Genomic DNA, 21729 nt, shown 5'->3' with positions numbered 1-21729 from the left:
GTGAGTGAAACCGTGATCGACGTGATTGTCGCGATCCTGCTGCTCGGCGGAGCCCTCATGTCCCTGGCCGCCGCAATCGGCCTGATGCGCTTCCCGGACCTCATGAGCCGGATGCACGCGGCGTCCAAACCCCAGGTTCTGGGCCTGCTGCTGTTCCTGATGGCCATGGCCGTGGAGTTCCGCAGCTGGGTGCTCCTGCCGGTCCTGGCGGTCTGCTGGATCTTCCAGCTGCTTACCGCCCCGGTCTCGGCACATATGGTGGGCCGTGCCGGCTACCGGACCAAGCACCTGCGCCCCGAGCTGCTCACCATCGATGAGCTCGATGACGTGGTGGAACGTGCCCAGCGGCTGATGTTTGAGGCCGCTGAGGAGGACGAGGGGGATTCCACAGATCCCAAGGTGGACGACGATCCCGGGCAGGAACCTGACGGCACCTATTACACGGGCGACCTCGACGAGGAAGCGATGGAACGTTCCCGCGCCGAAACCGAGGGCCGTACCCGGCCGCCCGGCCGCAGCCGCGAAGGCTAGCGCTGCCGCCAAGGTTGTTCATGGGAGCTGATGCGGGAGCCGTTCCCGCCAGCCCCGTTTCCCGGCAGCTCCATCTCCCGGCAGCTCAGTGCCGCCGGAAAACAGTGCCGCCGGGAAACGTTGTCCCAGCTGCTTAGACGACCTCGGGGGTCCGGTTGTAGCGGGCAATTGCCTTCTGGGTGCCGCGGTTGGTCAGGACCCGGATCGCCTGGCTGACGGCTCCGGAAACCAGGGCGAAGATGACGGCGGAGCGCAGGCTCGCATCGAGTGCACCGTCCTTGTCCTTGGGTGGTTCGTTGCCTGTGGCCTTGGTCCAGATGAAGTCCAGGATCTTGGCGGAGGCCAGGCCGGCGCCGATGCTCACGCCGGTTCCCAGCAGTTTCAGGATCAGGTTCATATGCGCTCCTTGGCGTTGTTCGGTGCTATCGATTCCTACGCTACCCGCAGCCAACCCAAAACAACCCGAAACCCGGGCGGACTGCGTGTACAGTGGACCTCGCATACATACGACAGGGGAGCGCCGCTTTCCGCCGAACCGGGTAAACCGGGCCGGGGAATTCGGGCGCTGAGAGTGCGGACCAAGCCGCAGACCCTCGAACCTGCTCCGGTTAGTACCGGCGAAGGGAGTCGAGATCTCAGGGGTGCGCCGCCGCAGACTGCGGGGGTTTCCCTCCCCTCCTGAATACAGGAGGACACTTTTATGGAACACACTCTTCAACGGGCACCTGCGCGCGGCCGTTATTCCTGGCGCGTGGTGGACATCGTGGTCGCTTCGGTGCTCGCGGTGGCCGTCGGCGTCGTTTTCTGGGCCTGGTCACTGGCCTATGGCGGAGTCGAAGCCCTGGTTCTGGCCTTCCCGCCGATCGGCGGCCTCTACACCGGCGGCTGGCTGATCGCGGGCGTCCTGGGCGGGCTGATCATCCGCAAGCCCGGCGCCGCCATCTACTGCGAAGTCCTGGCCGCCGCCGTCTCGGGCGTTCTGGGTACCCAGTTCGGCCTCTCCGTCCTGCTCTCCGGCGCCATCCAGGGCCTCGGCGCGGAGCTGGTTTTCCTGCTTTTCCTCTACCGGAAGTTCACGCTGCCCGTAGCGCTCCTGGCGGGGCTTGGATCCGGCATCTTCCTGGGTGTCAGCGAATCGATCCTGTACAAGCCGGAATGGGCCTTCCAATGGCAGGCGCTCTACACCGGTTTCGCAGCGGTTTCCGGCCTGGTGCTGGCGGGCCTGCTGTCCTGGCTCGCGGTCCGGGCCCTGGCCCGCACCGGGGTGCTGTCCTCCTTCGCGGCAGGCCGCACGGCGGACGCATAAAACCATGCAGCAACGTACTTCTCCCGTGGCGGTCAGCGCCCGGAACTGGGGCTGGCGGCACGCCGGGCGCAAAAGGCCCGCTGTGGCCGGGGCGGATTTTGAGATCCGTCCCGGTGAGCGGGTCCTGCTCCTCGGCGCGTCGGGCGCCGGCAAGTCAACCCTGCTCCACGCCCTCGCCGGGGTCCTCGGCGAGGACACGGGCGGAACCGAGACGGGTTCACTGACGCTCGACGGCGTCCACCCGCAGGCAGCGCGGGGCCGCGCCGGACTGCTGCTGCAGGATCCGGACACCCAGATTGTGCTCTCGCGGGTCGGGGACGAAGTCGCGTTTGGGGCGGAGAACCTTGGCATTGCCCGCGGCGAAATCTGGGAGCGGGTGCACGCAGCGCTCGACGACGTGGGGCTGGCCGTTCCGCTGAACCACTCCACGGCGGCGCTCTCCGGAGGGCAGAAGCAGCGCCTGGCCCTGGCCTCCATCCTGGCCATGCAGCCCGGCCTGCTGCTGCTGGATGAACCGACCGCCAACCTGGATCCCGGCGGTGTGCTGGAAATCCGGGACGCCGTCGCCCGGGTCCTGGACCGCACCGGAGCCACGCTGATTGTGGTGGAGCACCGGGTCGCGGCGTGGGCAGAGTTGGTGGACCGGGTGATTGTGCTCGACGCCGGTGGCGGGGTCCTCGCCGACGGCGCTCCGCAGGAGGTGCTTTCCGGGGCCGCTGCCCGCAGCCGGCTGGCGGAGGCGGGTGTCTGGCTGCCGGGGGCAGGCCCGGGCGGCGCAGGAACGGGGGCTGGAACGGGCGAAGGGGCCGGCTCCCGTTTCCCGAACGCCCCCGCTACCCGGGGTCCTTTCCCACCGGTTCCCGTAGATCAACCGGCGGGAACTGACCTGCTTGTGGCACGGGGCCTGGACGTGGCCCGCACCGCCAAGGGGCAGCCGGTGCTGGCAGGCGTGGACCTCACGCTGCAGGCCGGAACCGCCCTGGGCATTACCGGCCCCAACGGGGCTGGCAAATCCACGCTGGCGCTCACCCTGGGTGGGCTCCTGCGTCCGCGCGGCGGGGAACTCACTGCCGCGCCTCCGCTGGCCCGGGAAGCCGGAGGTATCCCGTACAAGTGGAAGTCCGCCCAGTTGGTCACCCGGATGGGAACGGTGTTCCAGGAACCGGAGCACCAGTTCCTCACCGGATCGGTCCACGACGAGCTGGCCTTCGGGCCGCGGCGGGCCGGACGCAGCGAGGCCGAAGTGGAGGCGGTTGTCGGGCGGCTGGCGGAGCGGCTCCTGCTGCAGTCCCTCCTCCCGGTGAATCCGTTCACCCTCTCCGGCGGGGAGAAACGCCGGCTGTCGGTCGCGACGATGCTCGCGACCGCCCCTGACATCCTGCTCCTGGACGAACCCACCTTCGGGCAGGACGCCAACACCTGGCGGGAACTCGTCTCACTGCTGGCCGAGCAGCGCGACGCGCACGGCTGCACCGTGGTTTCGGTGACCCACGACAGCGATTTCACCGCTGCCCTTGGCGGCCGGACGCTCCGGGTCGCCGGGGGCCGGGTGGAGGAACTGCTGCCGGTCCACGGCCGGGCGCAGGGAGGTGCGGCATGAGCGCCGTCACCGTGCGCACCGGGGCAGCCTTGACCGGCACACGTCCAACGGCGCTGTCCGCTGCGAACCCGCTGTCCACCCTTGGTGCCGCGGTGGCGGTGACGGCAGCGGTGCTGCTCACCGTTGACTGGGTGAGTGCCACCGTGGTCCTGGCCGGGGAACTGCTGCTGCTTCCGCTGCTCCGTATCCATCCCTGGACGCTGCTGAAACGGATCTGGCCCCTGATCGCCGCCGCGGCCATTGGCGCCTACGGAACCGCGCTGCTGGCGGAAAAGACCGGCAGCGTGGTGCTCGACGCAGGGCCGCTGCTCTTCACCACCGATTCCGTCTCCGCCGGTATTGCCATCGGCCTGCGCGGTCTCGCGATAGCCCTGCCCGGGATTTTCCTCCTGGTCTCCACCGATCCCACGGACCTTGCGGACGCCCTGGCCCAGCGGCTGCATCTTCCGGCCCGGTTTGTGCTCGGAGCGCTGGCCGCGATGCGGCTGGTGGGACTGCTGGTGGAGGAATGGCGGACGCTGGGACTGGCCCGCCATGCCCGCGGAGCGGACACTGCAGGCGGTCCGCTGGGCCGGTTCCGGAACCTGCTGGGCCAGGGGCTGGCGCTGCTGGTCCAGGCGATCCGCCGGGCCACCCGGCTGGCCGTGGCGATGGAGGCCCGCGGATTCGGCGGAGGCCCGCGGACCTGGGCCAGGACTTCCACCTTCAGCCGCATCGATGTGTGGGTGCTGTTGTACGGCGTGGGGCTGGCTGCCTCCGCTGTCGCCGCAGCCGTGGCCGCGGGAACGTACAACTTCATCCTGTCCTAGTTCCGGCGGAGCCCGCCGGAGCCCGCCGGAGCCCGCCGGAACCCGGCGGAACCCGGCGGAACCATACCGGAGCAGCCTCCGGTTACAGGACGGTGTCCACCAGGGCTGCCAGCTCGTCGGTCAGCTCAGCAGACACCGGGATGGCTTCACCGTTGATCGACTTCACCGGGGCGAGCAGCCGGATGCTGGAAACCAGCCACACGCCGTCGGCCTGCGAAAGCCGGTCCGGTTCCAGCGGACCGTAGCCGAGTTGCCAGCCGGACTTTTCCGCGGCGTCGAACAGGGCGGCCTGGGTGGTGCCGGGCAGGATTCCGCTTTCCAGCTCCGGCGTCAGGAGGGTCCTTATCCCGTCCTTGACGACGGCCAGGACAACGGTGGAAGTGGGGCCTTCCAGGACCAGCCCGTCCGACGAGGTGAAAATCACATCATCGGCGCCGTGCTCCCGCGCGTAGCGGATCGCGGCCATGTTCACGGCGTAGGACAGCGTTTTGGAACCGAGGAGCAGCCACGGTGCCCGCTCCGCCACGGTGCTGTCATACCCGCGTTCCAGCAGCAGCACATCGAGTCCGGACTGCCGCTGTTCAGCGGCCGATGCCGGGATGGGGGAGGCCTGGATCCAGGCGGTCGGGTGGTCCGCGCCTTCGGGGCCACGGGTGAGGAGAAGCTTCACAACAGCCTGCTGATCCCCGTAAATACGGGCGAATTCGGCCAGGGCGGTGCGGATTGCCGGTTCCCACTTTTCCGCCGGAGGGAACTCCAGTTCCAGGGCTGCAGCCGAACCCGCCATCCGGGACAGATGGGAGGCGAGCTTCCGCGGGTGCCCGTCCACCGCCAGCATGGATTCGAAAACCCCGTCTCCGCGCGTCGCGCCGAGGTCGGTCGCCAGCAGCTGCGGAACGGAGGCATCGGCCACGCGGCCGGCGGGGAAATCAGAATCCAGGAAAACCAAAACACTCATGCGTCCAAGCGTAGTGTGCCCCGGGGCCGCAACCACGGTCCCAAGCCGACTAGGCTAGGGGGACGTTGGCCTGTTGGAGGGAAAAGAAGCGTGTGGTGGACGGTTACGGCTCCGTACTGGCTTGCGACGGTTTTGACGATCCTGGACTTCGCGATCCGGATCATCGCGCTGGGTGTGGTTCCCGGCAACCGCCGGCCCACGACGGCGATGGCCTGGCTGTTGTGCATCTTCTTCCTGCCGGTGCCCGGAATCATCCTGTTCCTCCTGTTCGGCAACCACCGCCTCTCCGAGCAGCGCGTTGAGCGCCAGACCCTCATCAACCGCAGGGTCCGCGACAACACCCGCGAACTCGAAGCGCAGTCCAGCTCCTACCTGGGCCCGGAATGGGTGATGTCCGCCGTCGAGCTGAACCGGCGGCTGGGCTCGCTGCCCAGCCTGGACGGCAACAAGGTGGAGCTGCAGCGGGACTATGAGCAGTCCATCCGGGAGATGACCGAGGCAGTCCGTGCCGCGGAGAGTTACGTCCACGTCGAGTTCTACATCATGAGCTACGACGCCGTGACCAAGGATTTCTTCACTGCCCTCAAGGACGCTGCCGGGCGCGGTGTCACCGTCCGGCTGCTGTTCGACCACATTGGAACCCTGCGGGTGAAGGGGTACCGCCAGCTGCTGAAGGAACTGAAGTCCAGCGCTATCCAGTGGCATCCCATGCTGCCCATCCAGCCCCTGCGCGGGCACTGGCGCCGTCCCGACCTGCGCAACCACCGCAAGATCCTGGTAGTCGACGGGGTCCTGGGCTTTACCGGGTCGCAGAACCTGGTGGAACCGGGCTACCGCAAACCCGGCAACCACAGGCTCGGCCGCAAATGGGTGGAACTGATGTGCCGGCTCGAGGGCCCGGTGGTGGACGAAATCAACGTTGTTTTCGCCACCGACTGGAACATGGAAACCGATGAGAACCTGGAGCGCGAACTCAGCCTCTACGAGTGGACCTACGAGCCCGGGGACATCACCTGCCAGGTGGTCCCCAGCGGCCCGGGTTTCACGACGGAAAACAACCTGCGGCTCTTCACCTCGCTGATCTACTCCGCCTCGGAGCGGATCTCCATCACCAGCCCGTACTTTGTTCCGGACGATTCGCTGCTGTACGCGATTACGACGGCGGCGCAGCGCGGCGTGCAGGTGGAGCTGTTCGTCTCAGAGCGCGGGGACCAGTTCCTCGTGGACCATGCCCAGCGCTCCTACTATGAGGCCCTGCTGGAGTCTGGAATCCGGATCTGGCTGTATCCCGCGCCGCTGGTGCTGCACGCCAAGCACTTCACCGTGGACAACGAGGTAGCCGTCCTGGGGTCCTCCAACATGGATATGCGGTCCTTTTCGCTGAACCTTGAAGTGTCGATGATGATGTACGGCGGGAACATCGTTGAAAAGATGCGCAAGATCGAGGACACCTACCGGAACCTGTCCAAGGAACTGGTCCTGGAGGAGTGGCGGAACCGGCCGGTGTGGCAGCGGTACGTGGACAACGTCGCCCGGCTGACCGCCACCCTGCAGTAGCGGGTTCAGCCTGCCGGCACCTCTGAGCCGAGCGCGCCCAGGACGCCGCGGGCCTTGGTGCGCACTTCCTCCCATTCGGCGTCCGGGTCGGACCCGGCGGTGACTGCGCCGCCGACGCCCAGGCTGAGGTCCAGGCCGCCGTTCGGGGCGCTGCGGAGCACCAGCGTGCGGATCACCACGGAGAGGTCAGCGGCGCCCGTCAGCGAAAAGTAGCCGACGGCGCCCGAATACGCTCCGCGCGGGGCGGCTTCCAGCTCATCCAGGATCGCCATGGTGCTGGTCTTCGGCGCTCCGGTCATGGAGCCGGCCGGAAACGCTGCGGCGACGGCCTCGGCGCGGCTGGCATCCGGAACGAGCTGCGCATCAACGGTGCTGACCAGCTGATGCACCGTGGCATAGGACTCCACGACGCACAGCCGCGGAACGGTCACGGAACCGGCGACAGCCAGCCGGGAGAGGTCATTGCGCATCAGGTCCACGATCATGATGTTCTCCGCACGGTCCTTTTCGCTCTCAAGCAGCTCCGTGCGCAGGGCCGCATCCGCTGCAGGGTCCGGCCCGCGCGGACGGGTGCCCTTGATCGGCTCGGCGCGCAGGTGCCCGTCCGCGCCGATGCGGAGGAACCGCTCGGGTGAGGTACCCGCCAGCACAAGCGGGCCCAGGCGGAGCAGAGAAGCGAATGGTGCGGGGCTGCGCCGGCGAAGCGAGGCATACAGGTCCAGGAGGGCAGCCGGTGCCAGCGGCTCGGGCAGGACAGCATGCAGCGACGTTGTCAGGCAGACCTCATAGGTGTTGCCCTCGGCGATCTCCTGCTGCGACCGGCGCACCTTGGCCAGGTAATCCTCCCGGCTGTCGCGAAAGGTGAAGGATGGTGCGCTGACAGGCCGGAACCCGCCGGTCTGCGCGGGAAGGAAGCCGGTGCCGGCGGCCGGATCGGCGGACCGGGCAGCGGCGACGGCGGCGGACGCGCGGGCGGGCCAGTCACCGTCCAGATCCGGCTGCCCGGCACTCCTGTCCGTGTCCCCGGGGACGGGCCCGGGAACGCTGCCGGACATATCTACCTCGAAGAAGGGGTCCCGCAGGGTCAGCAGGTGGACCCTGCCGGCGGCATGATCCAGCACGAGCGCACGGCCCGCGAAAATCAGCGCGGCGTCCGGTCCCGGCCCGGCGATGTCCGCGCCGCCGGTTTCACGCTTGAGTTCATAGCCGAGGCAGCCCAGCCAGCCCAGGGCGAACGGACAGGCCAGTCCGCCGGGGGCCGGGACCTGCGCGGTGCCCCATTCCCGGTCCAGCCAGCGGAAGAACGGGCCCGGAACCACGGTGGTCACCGGTCCGTGCGTGATCATGGTCAGCCCCGCTGTGTGCTCGGCGTACCGGCCGTGGAGACCGCCGTCGTCCGCCATGATGCTGAACCGGCTGCGCCCGGCGGGGCTGCCGCCGGAACCGGCGGAACCGGCGTCGGAACTGTCCAGCCAGACGGCGTTCGGCGAGCTGCCGAACAGTTCAGCGAACAGCGTCAACGGGTCCGGAGCGGCGTCGACCGTCTGCACCTGAACCTGCAGGTCCGGACGGGGCAGGCCCAGCCCGGGGGAGGGCAGCTGCAGCGAAGCCAGCGCCCGCAGGACGACACGGGGGAGCGGAACCTGCTTGAGCGCCGCCTGCTGCCGCGGCGCCGGGGAAGAGCCGGCACCGCCGTCGTCCGGGGCGGAAGGAACAGCGGCCGGCTCGTTGCGGACCAGAATGTCAGCAGCGGCGGCCACCGGGTCCACCGCTGCCCAGGCCGCTTCCTGCGCTGCCCAGCGGTTCCAATGCGGAGCATAAGTCTCCCCATCCCGGGCCAAGGCACGTTCCCGGCGGACGGATTCCGGGGATTCGATCCAGAGGACCGCGTCCAGGAGGTGCCGGGCGGCCTGATGCCCAGCACCGACTCCTTCGAAAATTACAATGTCAGCGGGCTCCGTGGCGTGCTGCGTGCCGTACCGGCCCGCCACCCAGTCCCAGGACTGCCAGTGCGCGCTGCGGCCCTGGGCCAGCGGCTCCAGGATGCGGCGGCGGTAGTAATCCATGCCGGTTTCCAATCCGTCCCAGCCCGGATAGACGTCTTCCAGGTGGAACAGGGCCACCGAGCGGTGGGCCCGCAGCTCGGCTGCCAGTTCCAGCGCGAGGCTGGTTTTTCCTGCTCCGGAAAAACCGTCAACCGCAATCAGCAGCGGGCGTTTTGGCGCAGGGGACATCAGGACCGCTCCGCCAGGGCGCTGCGGACAAAGTCCACCACCCCGGGAACTGCGGCCTGGATCAGTGCGTAGGACGAATCAAAATCGGTCATGTCTCCGTACCAGGGATCGTCGATGCCCTGCTGGTCCAGGGGCAGCGCTGCGGCGGCCGGATCGAAGCTGCGCAGCATCCGGATTCTCCCGTGTTCGGACACCGGAGCTTCGGCCTGCAGATGGGTCAGATGCCCGTAGTCCAGAGCCAGGATCAGGTCCCGGCCGCGGTACCACCCGGTTTCAAAGGCCCGGGCCCGGAAGCTGTCCAGGGGTTGTTCGGGGAAGCCGTGCTGGAGCAGCTCGGCTGCCGTGCGGGGGTCCATCGGCCGGCCGGCTTCCCATCCGGTGACGCCGGCTGAGTCCACCGCTACCCGGTCCGCCAGCTGGGCGTCGCTGAAAGCGCGGGTGAGGCAGAACTGGGCCATGGGCGAACGGCAGATGTTTCCGGTGCAGACCGTAATGATGCGGTACATCGGTTAAGCGTACCCAGCGGCTGCCCTCAGGGACGGGCGATGAGTTCCCCGCTGGGCATCAGGAACCATCCGTCCGGTGCAGCGGACCAGCGTGTCCAGCCCCCGGCCATCCTTTCCAGCTTCTCCTGCGAGGCCAGGCCCCGCTCGAGGGCCTGCTCGGCGAAAGCAGAGTGGAGGATCCGCTGGGACCACGCGCCGGCGAGCCACTGCCGGCGGTCCTCGGTGGCATAAACCCAGCTGGTGGAGGAGGGAACGAGGCCGCTGAACCCGGCGTCCAGCGCCCAGCTGATGAGCCGGCGTCCGGCATCGGGCTCGGCGTGGTTGCCGCGGGCGATCTGCTGGTAGGTGTCCATCCACTCCGCCAGCTCCGGAACCTCCGGGTACCAGCTCATACCGTGGTAATCGGCATCGCGCACGGCCACGATTCCGCCCGGGCGGGTGACCCGGCGCATTTCGTGCAGTGCCGCCACCGGATCGGTGAGGTGCTGGAGCACCTGGTGGGCGTGGACGACGTCGAACGTGTCATCCGGAAAATCAAGGTCGTAGACATTCCCGGAGATGAACTCCACGTTCCCTGCTCCGCGCTCGGCCGCGAGTTTCCGGGCCTGGACCAGGACGTCCTCGGAACGGTCGAGTCCGGTGACCCGTCCCGGTGCCACCAGATCAGCGAGGTCCACGGTGATGCTGCCGGGGCCGCAGCCGACGTCGAGAATGTGCAGGCCGGGACGCAGCTGCGGCATGAGGTACGCGGCTGAATCCATCGCCGTCCGGGTGGCGTGGGAACTGACCACGCTGCTGTGGTGGCCGTGTGAGTACGTGTCCTGGGGCATAGCAGGACGATACGCGGGCGGAGGGGACGAAACCGGTTCTGAGCCGCGGTGTGTCACGGGCGGCTGCCCGGAGGATCGGGTGCCGCCATCCACAGGATTCCGCGGGGCCTTGTGCTGTGCCAGCTGCCGGTGCCTTCATAGAAGGAGTGCCTGCAGCTGACACGAAACACGCGGGGACCGAGCGTGAACAGAGTTGAGCCGAAGTCACTCAACTCTGGTTGACAAAAAAACCGCACCCGGTAAAGTTGAGTGCAGAACGCTCAATATGCGCTACGGGTGGCCGAAGCGGCAGGGTCTCCAAAGAGGGCAGCCGCAGCGGGCCATCGATTTCCAAGGAAAGAGGAAGCAAATATGTCACGTGCAGTAGGTATCGACCTCGGAACCACGAACTCCGTTGTCTCCGTCCTTGAAGGTGGTGAACCCACCGTCATCGCCAACGCCGAAGGCGGCCGGACCACCCCGTCCGTTGTTGCCTTCGCCAAGTCCGGCGAGGTCCTGGTCGGCGAGATTGCCAAGCGCCAGGCCGTCAACAACATCGACCGCACCATCGCCTCGGTCAAGCGCCACATGGGCACCGACTGGAGCGTGGACATTGACGGCAAGAAATACACCGCCCAGGAAATCTCCGCCCGTATCCTGCAGAAGCTGAAGGCCGACGCCGAGTCCTACCTGGGGGAGAAGGTTACCGACGCTGTCGTGACCGTTCCGGCCTACTTCAACGACGCCGAGCGCCAGGCCACCAAGGAAGCCGGCGAGATTGCCGGCCTGAACGTTCTCCGCATTGTCAACGAGCCGACCGCGGCCGCACTGGCCTACGGCCTGGACAAGGGCAAGGAAGACGAACTCATCCTGGTCTTCGACCTCGGCGGCGGCACCTTCGACGTCTCGCTGCTGGAAGTCGGCAAGGACGAAGACGATTTCTCCACCATCCAGGTCCGCGCCACCGCCGGTGACAACCGGCTCGGCGGCGACGACTGGGACCAGCGGATCGTTGACTACCTGCTGGCCCAGGCCAAGGCCAAGGGTGCAGACCTCTCCAAGGACAAGATCGCGCTGCAGCGCCTGAAGGAAGCCGCGGAGCAGGCCAAGAAGGAACTCTCCTCAGCGACCTCCACCAACATCTCCCTGCAGTACCTCTCGGTGACCCCGGACGGCCCGGTCCACCTGGACGAGCACCTCTCCCGCGCCAAGTTCCAGGACCTGACCAAGGACCTGCTGGACCGCACCAAGAAGCCGTTCAAGGACGTCATTGCCGAAGCCGGCATCAAGGTCTCGGACATCGACCACATCATCCTGGTCGGCGGCTCGACCCGTATGCCTGCCGTCTCTGAGCTGGTCAAGGAACTGGCCGGCGGCCAGGAACCGAACAAGGGCGTGAACCCGGACGAAGTTGTTGCCGTCGGCGCAGCGCTGCAGGCAGGGGTGCTCAAGGGCGAACGCAAGGACGTGCTGCTGATCGACGTCACCCCGCTTTCCCTGGGCATTGAAACCAAGGGCGGTGTGATGACCAAGCTGATCGAGCGCAACACGGCCATCCCCACCAAGCGCAGCGAAACCTTCACCACCGCGGATGACAACCAGCCGTCCGTGGCTATCCAGGTCTTCCAGGGCGAGCGTGAGTTCACCCGGGACAACAAGCCGCTGGGAACCTTCGAGCTGACCGGTATCGCACCGGCTCCGCGTGGTGTGCCGCAGGTCGAGGTCACTTTCGACATCGACGCCAACGGCATCGTCCACGTTTCCGCCAAGGACAAGGGCACCGGCGCCGAGCAGTCGATGACCATCACGGGCGGTTCCTCGCTGTCCAAGGAGGACATCGACCGCATGGTCCGTGAAGCCGAAGAGCACGCCGCGGAGGACAAGAAGCGCCGCGAGGCCGCCGACGTCCGCAACTCTGCAGAGCAGCTGGCCTACTCCGTGGACAAGCTCCTCACCGACAACGACGACAAGCTCCCCGAGGACGTCAAGTCCGAGGTCAAGGGCGACGTCGACGCGTTGAAGAAGGCGCTCGAGGGCACCGAAAACGACGACGAGGTGAAGACCGCGTTCGAGAAGCTGCAGGGTTCCCAGACGAAGCTTGGCGAGGCCATCTACTCGCAGGCCCAGGCAGCAGGTGACGCCGGTGCCGCCGGCTCGGCACCGGGCGAGGGCAGCGCATCGGGCTCCGGCGCGGACGATGAAGACATCGTGGATGCCGAAGTCGTCGATGATGAAGAAAAGAAGTAATCATGGCTGCTAATGGCAACGGAAACCAGAACCCCGCCGGACAGCCGGAGGAGAACGAGGATCCGCAGTCGCAGCAGGCAGGCTCCTCCGCAGCGGACGCACAGCCCGCTGCGGAGGGCGCCCCTCCGGCCGACGGCGACGCACTGTCCCAGGCCGAGGAGATCTTGAACAGCGCCGGCAGCGGTGCGAAAGACGACGCCGGGTCGGCCGAAGCGTTCGAACTTCGCAACGACCTGCTCCGGCTGCAGGCTGAGTACGTCAACTACCGCAAGCGGGTGGAACGGGACCGCGATGTCGCCCGGGAAATGGCAGTGGTGGGAATGCTGAATTCCCTGCTGCCCGTTCTGGACGACATTGAGGCTGCCCGCCAGCACGGGGACCTCGCAGAGGGTCCTTTCGCCTCGATCGCGGTGAAGCTGGAAAACACGCTCAAGGGTTACGGCATGAGCCGGATCGACGAGACCGGCGTGGCGTTCGACCCGAACGTCCACGAAGCGTTGATCCAGCAGCAGAGCCCGGACGTCCAGTCCGACACCGTCACGCAGATTCTGCGCACCGGGTACAAGGCGAATGACAGGGTGCTGCGTGCGGCACAGGTGATCGTCTCCGTTCCGGAGCAGTAGCAGTTGATGCCCGGGACCGCCCCACAGCGGTCCCGGGCATCTCCGGTGGAGAGCCGGGTCCAGCGTTGTAGGCAAGACATAAGGAAGGGGACACCAATTGGCTAGTCAGGATTGGGTCGACAAGGATTTCTACAAGATTCTGGGTGTTCCCAAGGACGCTTCCGAAGCCGACATCAAGAAGTCGTACCGGAAGCTGGCGCGCAAGTACCACCCGGACCAGAACCAGGATGATCCGTCCGCGGAGAAGATGTTCAAGGACGTTTCCGAGGCGTACTCGGTGCTTTCCGATGCCGAGGAGCGCCAGCAGTATGACGCCATCCGGGCGATGGGCAGCGGAGCCAGGTTCACGGCCGGCGGCGCCGGCCCCGCCGGTGGAGCAGGTGCAGGTTTCGAAGACATCTTCGGCGGCCTGTTTAATCAGTCCGCCGGACGCAGCCGGCGGGGGAGTTCCTTCAACGCCGGCGGCAGCAACATTCCCCCGGAATTCGCCGACCTGTTTGGCGGCGGCGGTTTTGGCGGCGGAGGATTCACTTCCGCGCCCCCGCAGAAGGGTGCGGACCGCACGGCCAGCACCACCATCTCCTTCGCCGGGTCGATCAACGGAACCGTGATCGGGCTGCGCGAACCCAGCGGCGAAGTCGTCGAGGTACGGGTACCCGCCGGTGTGAAGGACGGCCAGCGGATCCGGGTCCGCGGCAAGGGCATGCCCGGGGCCGCGGGCAACGGAGACCTGATGGTCACGGTGCACGTTACCCCGCACGACTTCTTTGTGCGGGACGGGAACAACATCCGCATCCATGTGCCGATCACCTTCCCCGAGGCAGCTCTCGGCGCGACGATCGAGGTCCCGACCCTGACAGCGGACCGGGTCAAGCTCAAGGTTCCTGCCGGCACTCCGTCCGGCCGCACCCTGCGGGTGAAGGGACGCGGTGTCCATACCTCAAAGGGCAACGGCGACCTGCTGGTGACAGTCGACGTCGCCGTTCCGTCCCATCTGAGCAAGGACGCGAAAGCCGCAGTCGAGGCCTTCGCCGATGCGACCAAGGGCGAAGACCCGCGGGCCGGGCTGGCCGCCAAGGCGCGGCTGTAGCCTGGCCGGCAACGGAGCGGACCGGGCTAGTATGACAAACACGCAAGCCAGCAAGTAGCGAGGGAGAGTGAGGAAAGTGGGCATCGACGTTAATGCACCCATCTTCGTGATCTCCGTTGCCGCTGAACTCGCGGACATGCATCCGCAGACCCTGCGGCAGTATGACCGCCTTGGCATCGTCAGCCCGAGCCGTGCTCCCGGGCGTTCGCGCCGGTACTCGCAGCGGGACATTGAGATGCTGCGGGAGGTGCAGCGCCTCTCCCAGGAGGGCGTGTCCCTGGAGGGCATCAAGCGGATTATGGAGCTGCAGAAGCAGGTCTCCGGGCTCCGGGCGCGGGTTAACGAACTCTCCGCTGAACTGGACCAGGTCCAGCAGCGCAGCGCCGACATGGGCCGGGTGTTCGCTGCCGGGCTAGCCGGCGACGTCGTCACCCTATCCCGCGGGCAGCGTCCGCCGGCCTCGAGGTCCAGCGGCCGGCCGCTCGGCCTGGCCGCGCTGGCCGCGCTCAACCGCCGGGTGATGGCCCTGCCCGCGGGCAAGGGCAGCCCGGCGGAAACCGAGCTGGGCTACACAGCGGACCGCGGCGAGTTCTTCGGCTCCCGGTAGCTTCTCCCGCCGGTCCTAGCGGAAGCGGCGTCCCTGGTCCCGGCGGTTGGCCCAGATAGCCCCCGCAGCGAGCACCGCAGTCCACGCCAGGAAGCAGATGACCGCCGTGGCTTCAAATGGTTCACCGGAGAGCGCTGAAACGGAGAGGTCGCGGGCCGCCCGTGAGGGCAGGAACCGGGAAAAGAGGTCCAGACCGGGAGAGAAGATTTCCGGCGGCAGCATCATCCCGCCCGCGAAGGCCAGCGGAAAGAAGACCACCTGGGTTACCGCAATTGCCACCTTGGACGTGCACAGATAGCCGATCAGCAGCCCGAGGCAGAGGAATGGGAGTCCGCACAGCAGCCAGACGGCCACCGCCAGCGGCACCCGCCACCACGGCAGGGTTCCATCCAGGTACAGGTCCATGCCGGCAGTGGTCAGGGCGCCCACCACCAGGACCGGAACCAGTGCGAAGAAAGCGAACATCATGGCGGTCAGGGCCCGGGCCACGGTGGCCGGCACGGCGCCTGCGGGCAGGGTCCGCACATAGCTGCTCCACGGATTGGCCCGCTCTTCCGCTACGCCAATCCCGTAGTTGAACAGGAAGGCGCTCATCACTCCGAATACCGCGAGCTGTGCGATTGCCGTCAGTGAGGCCAGCGGATTGGACGTCACCGCGGTCTGCGGGAGCACGAAAAACACCAGCGCCAGGGTCGGAAAGATGGTGGAGGACAGGACGGCAACTGGAATCCGCAGCTGCTCCAGGACCTGGGCGCGGGTGTGGGTGCGGATCAGATGCAGCTGGGATTTTGCTTCCGGGGGACGTGTCAAAGGGGCGGTGGTGCTCATCGGACTGCTCTCCGTTCAGGGGCAGGAGCGGACTCTCCGGCGTGGGTGAGGGAAAGAAAGGCCTCCTCGAGGCTCGCGGCGTGCACTTCCAGGCCGCTGAACCCCACGTTGCCGCGGACGAGCAGCCGTACCGTTTCATCGGCGTCGTGCGTGAGGATGGTGGTGGTGCCGGAGGCAGAGACGGACACCGAAACGGTGCCGGCCATCGTCTCGAAGGACGACGCCGGCAGTTCGGTGTGGAAGGAAACCCTGGATACGCTGACCCGTCCGCGGATCTCGTCGACGTTGCCGTCCGCCACCACGGAGCCTTCGTTGATGACAACAACGCGGCTGGACAGGGTCTGGATCTCTTCCAGGTAATGGCTGGTGATGAGGAGCGTTCCGCCGCCTGCCCGGTAATCTGCCAGGCGTTCCCAGAGGTTCTCCCGCGCTTCGACGTCCAGGCCGGTGGTGGGTTCGTCCAGGATCACCAGCCGGGGACGCCCGACAAGCGCCAGCGCCACGAGCAGGCGCCGCTGCTGCCCTCCGGAGAGTCCGCCGCACTGCTTGCCGGCGGCAGGCCCCAGGCCGAAGCCGTCCAGCAGCTCAGCTGTCGGGATCGGATCGGCGTAGTGGGAGGCCACGAAATCCACGGTTTCCCGCACCCGCAGGGTTGCCGGAACGGAAGTCGCCTGCGGTGTGGTTCCCAGCTCCCGCCGGGACAGCGGATTCCGGGGATTCTGGCCGAAGAGTTCGACCGTTCCTGTGTCGGGCTGCCGCAGTCCGCTCAACAGGTTCAGCAGCGTGGACTTTCCGGCTCCGTTGGGTCCGAGGAGCCCCACGGTTTCGCCTGCACCGACGGCAAAACTCACTGCGTCCAGTGCTTTGGTGCCGCCGTAGCTTTTGCTCACGGAGCGGGCGGCAGCCAAGGTGCCGGCCGCCGTCGTCGGGCCCCCGCGGGGGCTGGGGATGCTCATGTCTAGATTCTCCTTGCGCTGATGCCGGTGGCCGGCAGGTTAGGAAAGGCCTGAAAGCAGGTCCTGCAGGTTGCGGCGGTAGCGTGCGTAAGCCGCTTTGCCTTCGGGAGTGATGCCGACGTAGGTGGCGGGCGTGCGGCCTTCAATGGTCTTGGTGACTTCCACGTAGCCGGCCGTCTCCAGCTTCCGGAGGTGGGTGGAAAGGTTGCCCGCAGTCATTTCGAGCAGCTTCTGCAATTTGGTGAAAGCGATCCGGTTGTTCTCACCGACCTCATTGAGCGTAGTCAGAGTGCGCAGCCGGGATTCGGCATGGATTACGGGGTCGAGTTCAGGCATCGGCTGCTGCCGTCCGGCGCCGGCGGGTGCGCAGGTACTCCACCAGGGCTCCCAGCAGCAGGCCGGGGGAGCCCAGGAAGAGGAAGACCGCGAGGAAAAGACCAGGGCCGGAGACCAGTCCGGCGATGGTTACCACCAGGAGCCAGACACCCAGGTAGGACTGCTGCTTGTCGTTGAAGGTGGTGCCGCCCGTGATGTAGAGCAGGCCGACAATAAGGACCGCAATCGAGTTGACGAGCATGCCGCGCAGCCAGAAGTCTTCGATAATCCTGCCAAGGGCTCCGCTGAGTGCTCCCATCACGGTGAAGCCGAGCGCCCAGGCTGCTCCGTACATTCCGCCTTGGAAAGCTGATTGCCCGCGGATGCCCCGGGATCCCCGTGCGAAGATCACGACGGTGGATATCGTCGCTGCGGCCAGGGCAGCAGCGAGGATGATCAAGGCGGTTCCGGGCTCCAGGGGCAGCAATCCCGTTTGGCTGCCCCAGAGCGAGCCATAACCGATGGCCCAGGTGAGGCCCCACAGAAGGTAGACAAGCGCGGTGTTTCCGGAGAGGGTCCGCCGGGCTGAGCGCTCCGCATCCTGCACCACCGCCAGCGCCTCGTGCAGGTTCAGTGCCCGGTCGTCCCCTGCAGCAGATTCCGGGGATGGGTTCACCGGCCCAGGCGATGCTGCGTTCGGGAGAGGATCTGCGGGCGTTGCCCCTGCGGCGGCTTCGTCTCTGGGGTGCGCAGGGGGCCGGATACCCGGTCCGGACGGGTGCTGTGGTTCATACAAAGCAGTTTGCAGCACAAAGTGCTTTGTGGGAAGAGGTTTAGGGAATGTTTCTTCCGGTGGTCGCGGCGGAGTGCACGGTCCGCGCTCCGCACGGTCTGCAGCGAGGCGCTCCGCAATACCACGCGGCGCTACCCGGCGCGCAGCACCGCCCCGCAATCAGCGCGCGGTGTCCGCCTCCGGGCGGAGGCGGATCAGCCGGTGCGGGCCGTCCTCCTTGAGCTCGACCAGATCGGCATGCGAGGAAAGGAAATCAGTGAAGGACCGGAAACCGAGCGGCTTCTCGTTGAACGAAGGGTCCATCCGGCGCATCTGGTTCTTGATCGTGCCCGTGTTCAGCCACTCGTCGGCGTCGCCCTTCGCATGGCCGATCTGCAGGGCGCGCACCAGCAGCTCGGTGGCGAGGGTCAGCGGATCAATGTCCTCGGCGGGGTCCAGCTCGTCGAGCTGGGCGTCTTCGGTGTGGGAGAACATGGGGATGGTGGTGAGCTTCCGGGGCTTGTCCGGAGCCTGGCCGGACGGGGCCTCAGCCGGCGCGGGGGATTTCCGGTCCGGGGAAGGCCGCTCCGCCGCGGAAGCTGCGGTAGACCGGTCGACGCCGGGCAGCGAGTCGTAGTCCTCAAACTCGTCGCATGCCGCCGCGAGGGAGGTGCTGGTCGAACCGGCAACACCGATGCCCACCACGAAGCGGCCCAGGCGCTTGGACTTCTGCGCCAGCGCGATGTAGTCCGAATCCCCGGCGACAATGATGACGTGCGTGAGGTCGGGAAGGCGGAAGAGGTCTTCGACGACGTCGACGGCCAGCCGGATGTCCGCGCCGTTCTTGGTTCCGCGTGTGGTGGTGGTGAACAGCTGGGTGAGGTCCACCGCCCGGGACATCAGCTGCCGCTGGTAGCTGGCGTTGACCGGCACCGACCAGTCCGCGTAGGCGCGGTTGACGACCAGCGTTCCGAAGGACGCGGCGAAATCGATGATGGCGTTGAAATCAACGGTCGCTGCCGTCAGTTTGGTGCTGATTTCCGGGTCGGCGTCACGGCTTGACCGGTCGAAGTCCCGGATCCCGTCCCGCTGGAAGGCATTCCGGCCGTGCAGCTGCTGATAGCGGGAGATGACGATGTTATCGAAGTCGATGTAGAGACCAACGCGTGCGTCGTTTGGTTCAGTCATGGAAGCTCAGGCCTTGCGGTAGGTGAGGTCGAAGATCAGCCGGTTGGCCTGGTGCGCCTTGTTTTCGAAGCTGGTCAGAGTGCGGCCCTCGAACCGCGGTGCCCAGCCGCCGCGGGTATCGACGTCGTCAGTTGCGTCCTTCCCCTCCAGGCCGCGGGCGTACACCTGGCTCAGCGGGCCGTCCACACCGGCACGCTCGCCGGGGTGCAGGTTTTCGAAGTGAGGGGAAGCGTCGAGGACCTCCCGCATCTGGACCGCGTAGTCGGACCAGTCGGTGGCGAGCCGCCACAGGCCGCCCGGGACCAGCGCGCGGGCAGCGAGCTCCGCGAAGGAGTCCTTGACCATGCGCCGCTTGTGGTGGCGGGTCTTGTGCCAGGGATCCGGAAAGAAGACCCACAGCTCGTCCACCGACCCGGCGGGCAGCATGGTGGAGAGGACCTCCGGAGCGTTGGCCTGGACCACCCGCACGTTGGTCAGGTTCTTCTGGCCGATGCGCTGCAGGGTCTGTGCCAGGCCGGGCAGGTAGACCTCCACGGCCAGGAAGTTCTTCTCCGGGTTCTGCTCGGCGGCATGGGTAACAGCTTCACCAAGTCCGGAACCGATTTCGACGACGAGGGGCGCCTTGCGCCCAAAGGCTGCCTCGGCGTCGAACACGTACTCCGGATCCACCGAGGTGTCGGCCTGCACACGGGGAACGTCGATCACGAAAACGTCGGAGAGCTCATCCCAGGCCTGCTGGCGGCGTCCCTGGAGCCGCGAGCCCCGGCGGACGAAGGAAACGGGGGCACGGAAGTGCATCGTTTCGGCGTCTTGAACGTCGTCGGCTGCGTCGGTAACAGGCAGGGCTGGTTCAGTAGTCATCACTGTTAATGCTAACGGTCCGGCGGTTCAGGCCGGTGCGGGCCGGAGGCCCCCGATTAGGTAACAGCGCTCCATCCGGTAAACTGGGGGAAGTTGTTGCGACTGCCGCGCCTAAAAGCCGCGTGTGTAAGCAGCGCAACCTGCGTCGATGAACGCTTTCTTTTGTCCCGCCCGGTGCGAATCCGGGGCGGTGGACACTGTCTGACTTTTCTTCGGCGAACCCTCTGCGCTACACGGCATAGGGGGCCTCTTACCGAAAGTTGCCTGTCTTTTAATGACTACTTTTGCTGCCCTTGGCGTGCCCAAGGCACTTGTCTCAAACCTCTCCGCACAGGGAATCGCTGAGCCGTTCCCCATTCAGGTCCAAACGCTGCCCGATACGCTCAAGGGCCGCGACGTCCTGGGCCGCGGCCGCACCGGCTCCGGCAAGACGCTCGCGTTTTCCCTGCCGCTGGTCGCCCGCCTGAGTGAAGGCGAAGCGGCCTACCGCCGCCGGCCCAACCGCCCGCTCGGCCTGGTTCTTGCGCCGACGCGTGAACTTGCCACGCAGATCAACAACGTTATTGAGCCCCTCGCCGCCGAGCTGGGCCTGAACACCACCGTCATCTACGGCGGTGTGTCCCAGCAACGCCAGGAAAAGGCGCTGGGCGCCGGCGTCGACATTGTCATTGCCTGCCCCGGCCGCCTCGAGGACCTGATGAAGCAGAAGCTCATCAGCCTCGAGTCCGTGGAAATCACGGTGCTGGACGAGGCCGACCACATGGCCGACCTCGGCTTCCTTCCGGTGGTGCAGCGCCTGCTGGACCGCACCCCGGAAAAGGGCCAGCGCCTGCTGTTCTCCGCGACCCTGGACAACGGCGTGGACAAGCTGGTCCGCCGCTACCTCACCAACCCGCTGACCCACTCGGTGGACGATCCGCAGGCTGCGGTGACCACCATGGAGCACCACGTGCTGCTGGTCCAGGACCAGACCGCCAAGAAGCTCCTGGTCAAGGAACTGGCTTCCGGCCAGGGCCGCCGCATTATGTTCATGCGCACCAAGCACCACGCCCGGAAGATGGCCAAGTTCCTCAGCGACAGCGGCATCCCCGCCGTTGACCTGCACGGCAACCTCTCGCAGAACGCCCGTGACCGGAACCTGGCAGAGTTCGCTTCCGGCGACGTCCGCGTCCTGGTTGCGACCGACGTCGCTGCCCGCGGCGTCCACGTGAACGACGTCGAGCTGGTTGTCCACATCGATCCGCCCACGGAGCACAAGGCGTACCTGCACCGCTCCGGCCGCACCGCCCGCGCCGGTTCCGACGGCACCGTCGTCACCGTGACCCTGCCCGAGCAGAAGGGCGAGGTGTCCAAGCTGATGAAGGCTGCCGGCGTCGACGTCTCGATCGAGAAGGTCTCCCACAATTCACCGTCGATCGCCAAGCTCATTGGGGAACGCGCCGCCGTCGTCGAGCCTCACGTCCGTGCAGCCCAGCTGGCAGCCAAGTCCCCGCAGCAGGGTGGCGGCCGGTCCACCGGTGCCAATGCACAGCGCAAGCGTGCGGCCCGTTCCGGTACCGCAACCGGCACCCGTGCCGGTGGACGCGGAGGATCAGGCGGCCGCGGCCGTGTGTCCGCCGAGCGCGCTCCCGCAGGTGAGGCCCCCCGCGCCCAGCGCAGCCCCGAAGGACGCCGCGGCTCAGCAGCTGCAGCCACCTCCCAGGGCCGCAACCGCCGCCCCGCCACCGGCCAGCGTGCCGGCGACGTGGCAGCAACCGGAACGCACCGCTCCGGCGGCACCCGGTCAGCAGCTCCCGCTGCCGGCGGCAGCGGCCGCCCGGCACGGGCAGCCGGCCCCCGCCGTGCCACAGCTCCGGCGTCGAACGAACGCCGCAGCCGCTAAGCGCTGACAGCTCCATCGGCTGAAACAGCTGAAATACCGAAGGCCCCGCA

The 21729-nt window shown here is 67.1% G+C and carries 20 protein-coding genes, 1 pseudogene and 1 riboswitch; of the genes and pseudogenes, 10 read left to right on the top strand and 11 right to left on the bottom strand.

Annotated elements, in window-relative coordinates:
* A pseudogene (gene mnhG / locus ArtHe_RS12090) lies at positions 1-342 on the top strand (monovalent cation/H(+) antiporter subunit G); the annotation flags it as partial.
* A gap of 322 nt (positions 343-664) precedes the next feature.
* On the opposite strand, the gene ArtHe_RS12085 reads toward mnhG, so the two are convergent.
* Positions 665-928 carry a DUF4235 domain-containing protein gene (locus tag ArtHe_RS12085; RefSeq protein WP_248317120.1) on the bottom strand — a complete coding sequence of 88 codons (264 nt, stop codon included), beginning with the start codon at positions 926-928 and terminating at the stop codon, positions 665-667.
* Positions 929-1032: 104 nt separating this feature from the next.
* A riboswitch (TPP riboswitch) is annotated at positions 1033-1174 on the top strand.
* 57 nt (positions 1175-1231) lie between these two features.
* Here ArtHe_RS12085 and ArtHe_RS12080 point away from each other — a divergent pair.
* From ArtHe_RS12080 to ArtHe_RS12070, 3 genes are read left to right on the top strand one after another with little or no spacing between them, the layout of a single operon-like run.
* A complete protein-coding gene (locus ArtHe_RS12080; protein ID WP_248317118.1) occupies positions 1232-1837 on the top strand; it encodes an ECF transporter S component in 606 nt (201 codons plus the stop codon).
* Between the two features lie 4 nt (positions 1838-1841).
* Entirely contained in the window at positions 1842-3437 is a 1596-nt protein-coding gene (locus ArtHe_RS12075) for an ABC transporter ATP-binding protein (protein ID WP_248317112.1), read from the top strand.
* Positions 3434-4246, top strand: coding sequence for an energy-coupling factor transporter transmembrane component T (locus ArtHe_RS12070; RefSeq protein ID WP_248317108.1), 813 nt, complete (start codon positions 3434-3436; stop codon positions 4244-4246). The genes ArtHe_RS12075 and ArtHe_RS12070 overlap by 4 nt, the downstream gene beginning before the upstream one ends.
* 82 nt (positions 4247-4328) lie before the next feature.
* On the opposite strand, the gene ArtHe_RS12065 is transcribed toward ArtHe_RS12070, so the two are convergent.
* Complete coding sequence (locus tag ArtHe_RS12065; protein ID WP_248317106.1) at positions 4329-5204, bottom strand: aminodeoxychorismate lyase; 876 nt, start codon at positions 5202-5204, stop codon at positions 4329-4331.
* A 132-nt stretch (positions 5205-5336) separates the two neighbouring features.
* Between ArtHe_RS12065 and cls the strand changes: the two genes are divergently transcribed.
* Positions 5337-6761 (top strand): cardiolipin synthase, encoded by a 1425-nt coding sequence (cls, locus tag ArtHe_RS12060; protein WP_248319785.1) that lies wholly within the window; start codon positions 5337-5339, stop codon positions 6759-6761.
* 5 nt (positions 6762-6766) lie between these two features.
* On the opposite strand, the gene ArtHe_RS12055 is transcribed toward cls, so the two are convergent.
* Genes ArtHe_RS12055 through ArtHe_RS12045 form a run of 3 tightly spaced genes read right to left on the bottom strand, consistent with a single transcriptional unit; the run spans position 6767 to position 10331 of the window.
* Entirely contained in the window at positions 6767-8995 is a 2229-nt protein-coding gene (locus ArtHe_RS12055) for a chorismate-binding protein (protein ID WP_248317099.1), read from the bottom strand.
* On the bottom strand, positions 8995-9501 hold the full coding sequence (locus tag ArtHe_RS12050; protein ID WP_248317097.1) for a low molecular weight protein-tyrosine-phosphatase: 507 nt from the start codon (positions 9499-9501) through the stop codon (positions 8995-8997). Before ArtHe_RS12050 ends, ArtHe_RS12055 begins: the two co-directional genes overlap by 1 nt.
* Before the next feature lie 26 nt (positions 9502-9527).
* On the bottom strand, positions 9528-10331 hold the full coding sequence (locus ArtHe_RS12045) for a methyltransferase domain-containing protein (protein ID WP_248317096.1): 804 nt from the start codon (positions 10329-10331) through the stop codon (positions 9528-9530).
* A 351-nt stretch (positions 10332-10682) separates the two neighbouring features.
* On the opposite strand from ArtHe_RS12045, the gene dnaK reads away from it, so the two are divergent.
* From dnaK to ArtHe_RS12025, 4 genes are all read left to right on the top strand, one after another.
* A complete protein-coding gene (gene dnaK / locus ArtHe_RS12040) occupies positions 10683-12557 on the top strand; it encodes a molecular chaperone DnaK (protein ID WP_248317095.1) in 1875 nt (624 codons plus the stop codon).
* A gap of 2 nt (positions 12558-12559) precedes the next feature.
* Positions 12560-13180, top strand: coding sequence for a nucleotide exchange factor GrpE (locus tag ArtHe_RS12035; RefSeq protein WP_248317094.1), 621 nt, complete (start codon positions 12560-12562; stop codon positions 13178-13180).
* 97 nt (positions 13181-13277) lie between these two features.
* Positions 13278-14270 (top strand): DnaJ C-terminal domain-containing protein, encoded by a 993-nt coding sequence (locus tag ArtHe_RS12030; RefSeq protein WP_066296641.1) that lies wholly within the window; start codon positions 13278-13280, stop codon positions 14268-14270.
* 76 nt (positions 14271-14346) lie between these two features.
* Complete coding sequence (locus ArtHe_RS12025; protein ID WP_248319784.1) at positions 14347-14877, top strand: helix-turn-helix transcriptional regulator; 531 nt, start codon at positions 14347-14349, stop codon at positions 14875-14877.
* Between the two features lie 15 nt (positions 14878-14892).
* On the opposite strand, the gene ArtHe_RS12020 is transcribed toward ArtHe_RS12025, so the two are convergent.
* From ArtHe_RS12020 to trmB, 6 genes are all read right to left on the bottom strand, one after another.
* Positions 14893-15705 (bottom strand): ABC transporter permease, encoded by an 813-nt coding sequence (locus ArtHe_RS12020; RefSeq protein ID WP_248317093.1) that lies wholly within the window; start codon positions 15703-15705, stop codon positions 14893-14895.
* Positions 15702-16661, bottom strand: coding sequence for an ABC transporter ATP-binding protein (locus ArtHe_RS12015; protein WP_248317092.1), 960 nt, complete (start codon positions 16659-16661; stop codon positions 15702-15704). The genes ArtHe_RS12020 and ArtHe_RS12015 overlap by 4 nt, the downstream gene beginning before the upstream one ends.
* A gap of 39 nt (positions 16662-16700) precedes the next feature.
* Positions 16701-16997 (bottom strand): transcriptional regulator, encoded by a 297-nt coding sequence (locus ArtHe_RS12010; protein ID WP_248317091.1) that lies wholly within the window; start codon positions 16995-16997, stop codon positions 16701-16703.
* The gene (locus ArtHe_RS12005) at positions 16990-17652 is read right to left on the bottom strand and encodes a hypothetical protein (protein WP_248317090.1); all 663 of its coding nucleotides are present in this window, start codon (positions 17650-17652) and stop codon (positions 16990-16992) included. Before ArtHe_RS12005 ends, ArtHe_RS12010 begins: the two co-directional genes overlap by 8 nt.
* A gap of 276 nt (positions 17653-17928) precedes the next feature.
* Positions 17929-18936, bottom strand: coding sequence for an NYN domain-containing protein (locus ArtHe_RS12000; RefSeq protein ID WP_248317089.1), 1008 nt, complete (start codon positions 18934-18936; stop codon positions 17929-17931).
* Positions 18937-18942: 6 nt separating this feature from the next.
* Positions 18943-19734 (bottom strand): tRNA (guanosine(46)-N7)-methyltransferase TrmB, encoded by a 792-nt coding sequence (gene trmB / locus ArtHe_RS11995; RefSeq protein WP_248319783.1) that lies wholly within the window; start codon positions 19732-19734, stop codon positions 18943-18945.
* 337 nt (positions 19735-20071) lie between these two features.
* Between trmB and ArtHe_RS11990 the strand changes: the two genes are divergently transcribed.
* Positions 20072-21679, top strand: coding sequence for a DEAD/DEAH box helicase (locus tag ArtHe_RS11990; protein WP_248317088.1), 1608 nt, complete (start codon positions 20072-20074; stop codon positions 21677-21679).
* Positions 21680-21729: the final 50 nt, after the last annotated feature.

The organism is Arthrobacter sp. Helios, assembly GCF_023167125.1.
Taxonomy (GTDB): domain Bacteria; phylum Actinomycetota; class Actinomycetes; order Actinomycetales; family Micrococcaceae; genus Arthrobacter_B; species Arthrobacter_B luteolus.
The sequence above is the reverse complement of the archived record's forward strand: the minus strand, read 5'-3'. Positions and strand labels throughout refer to the sequence as shown.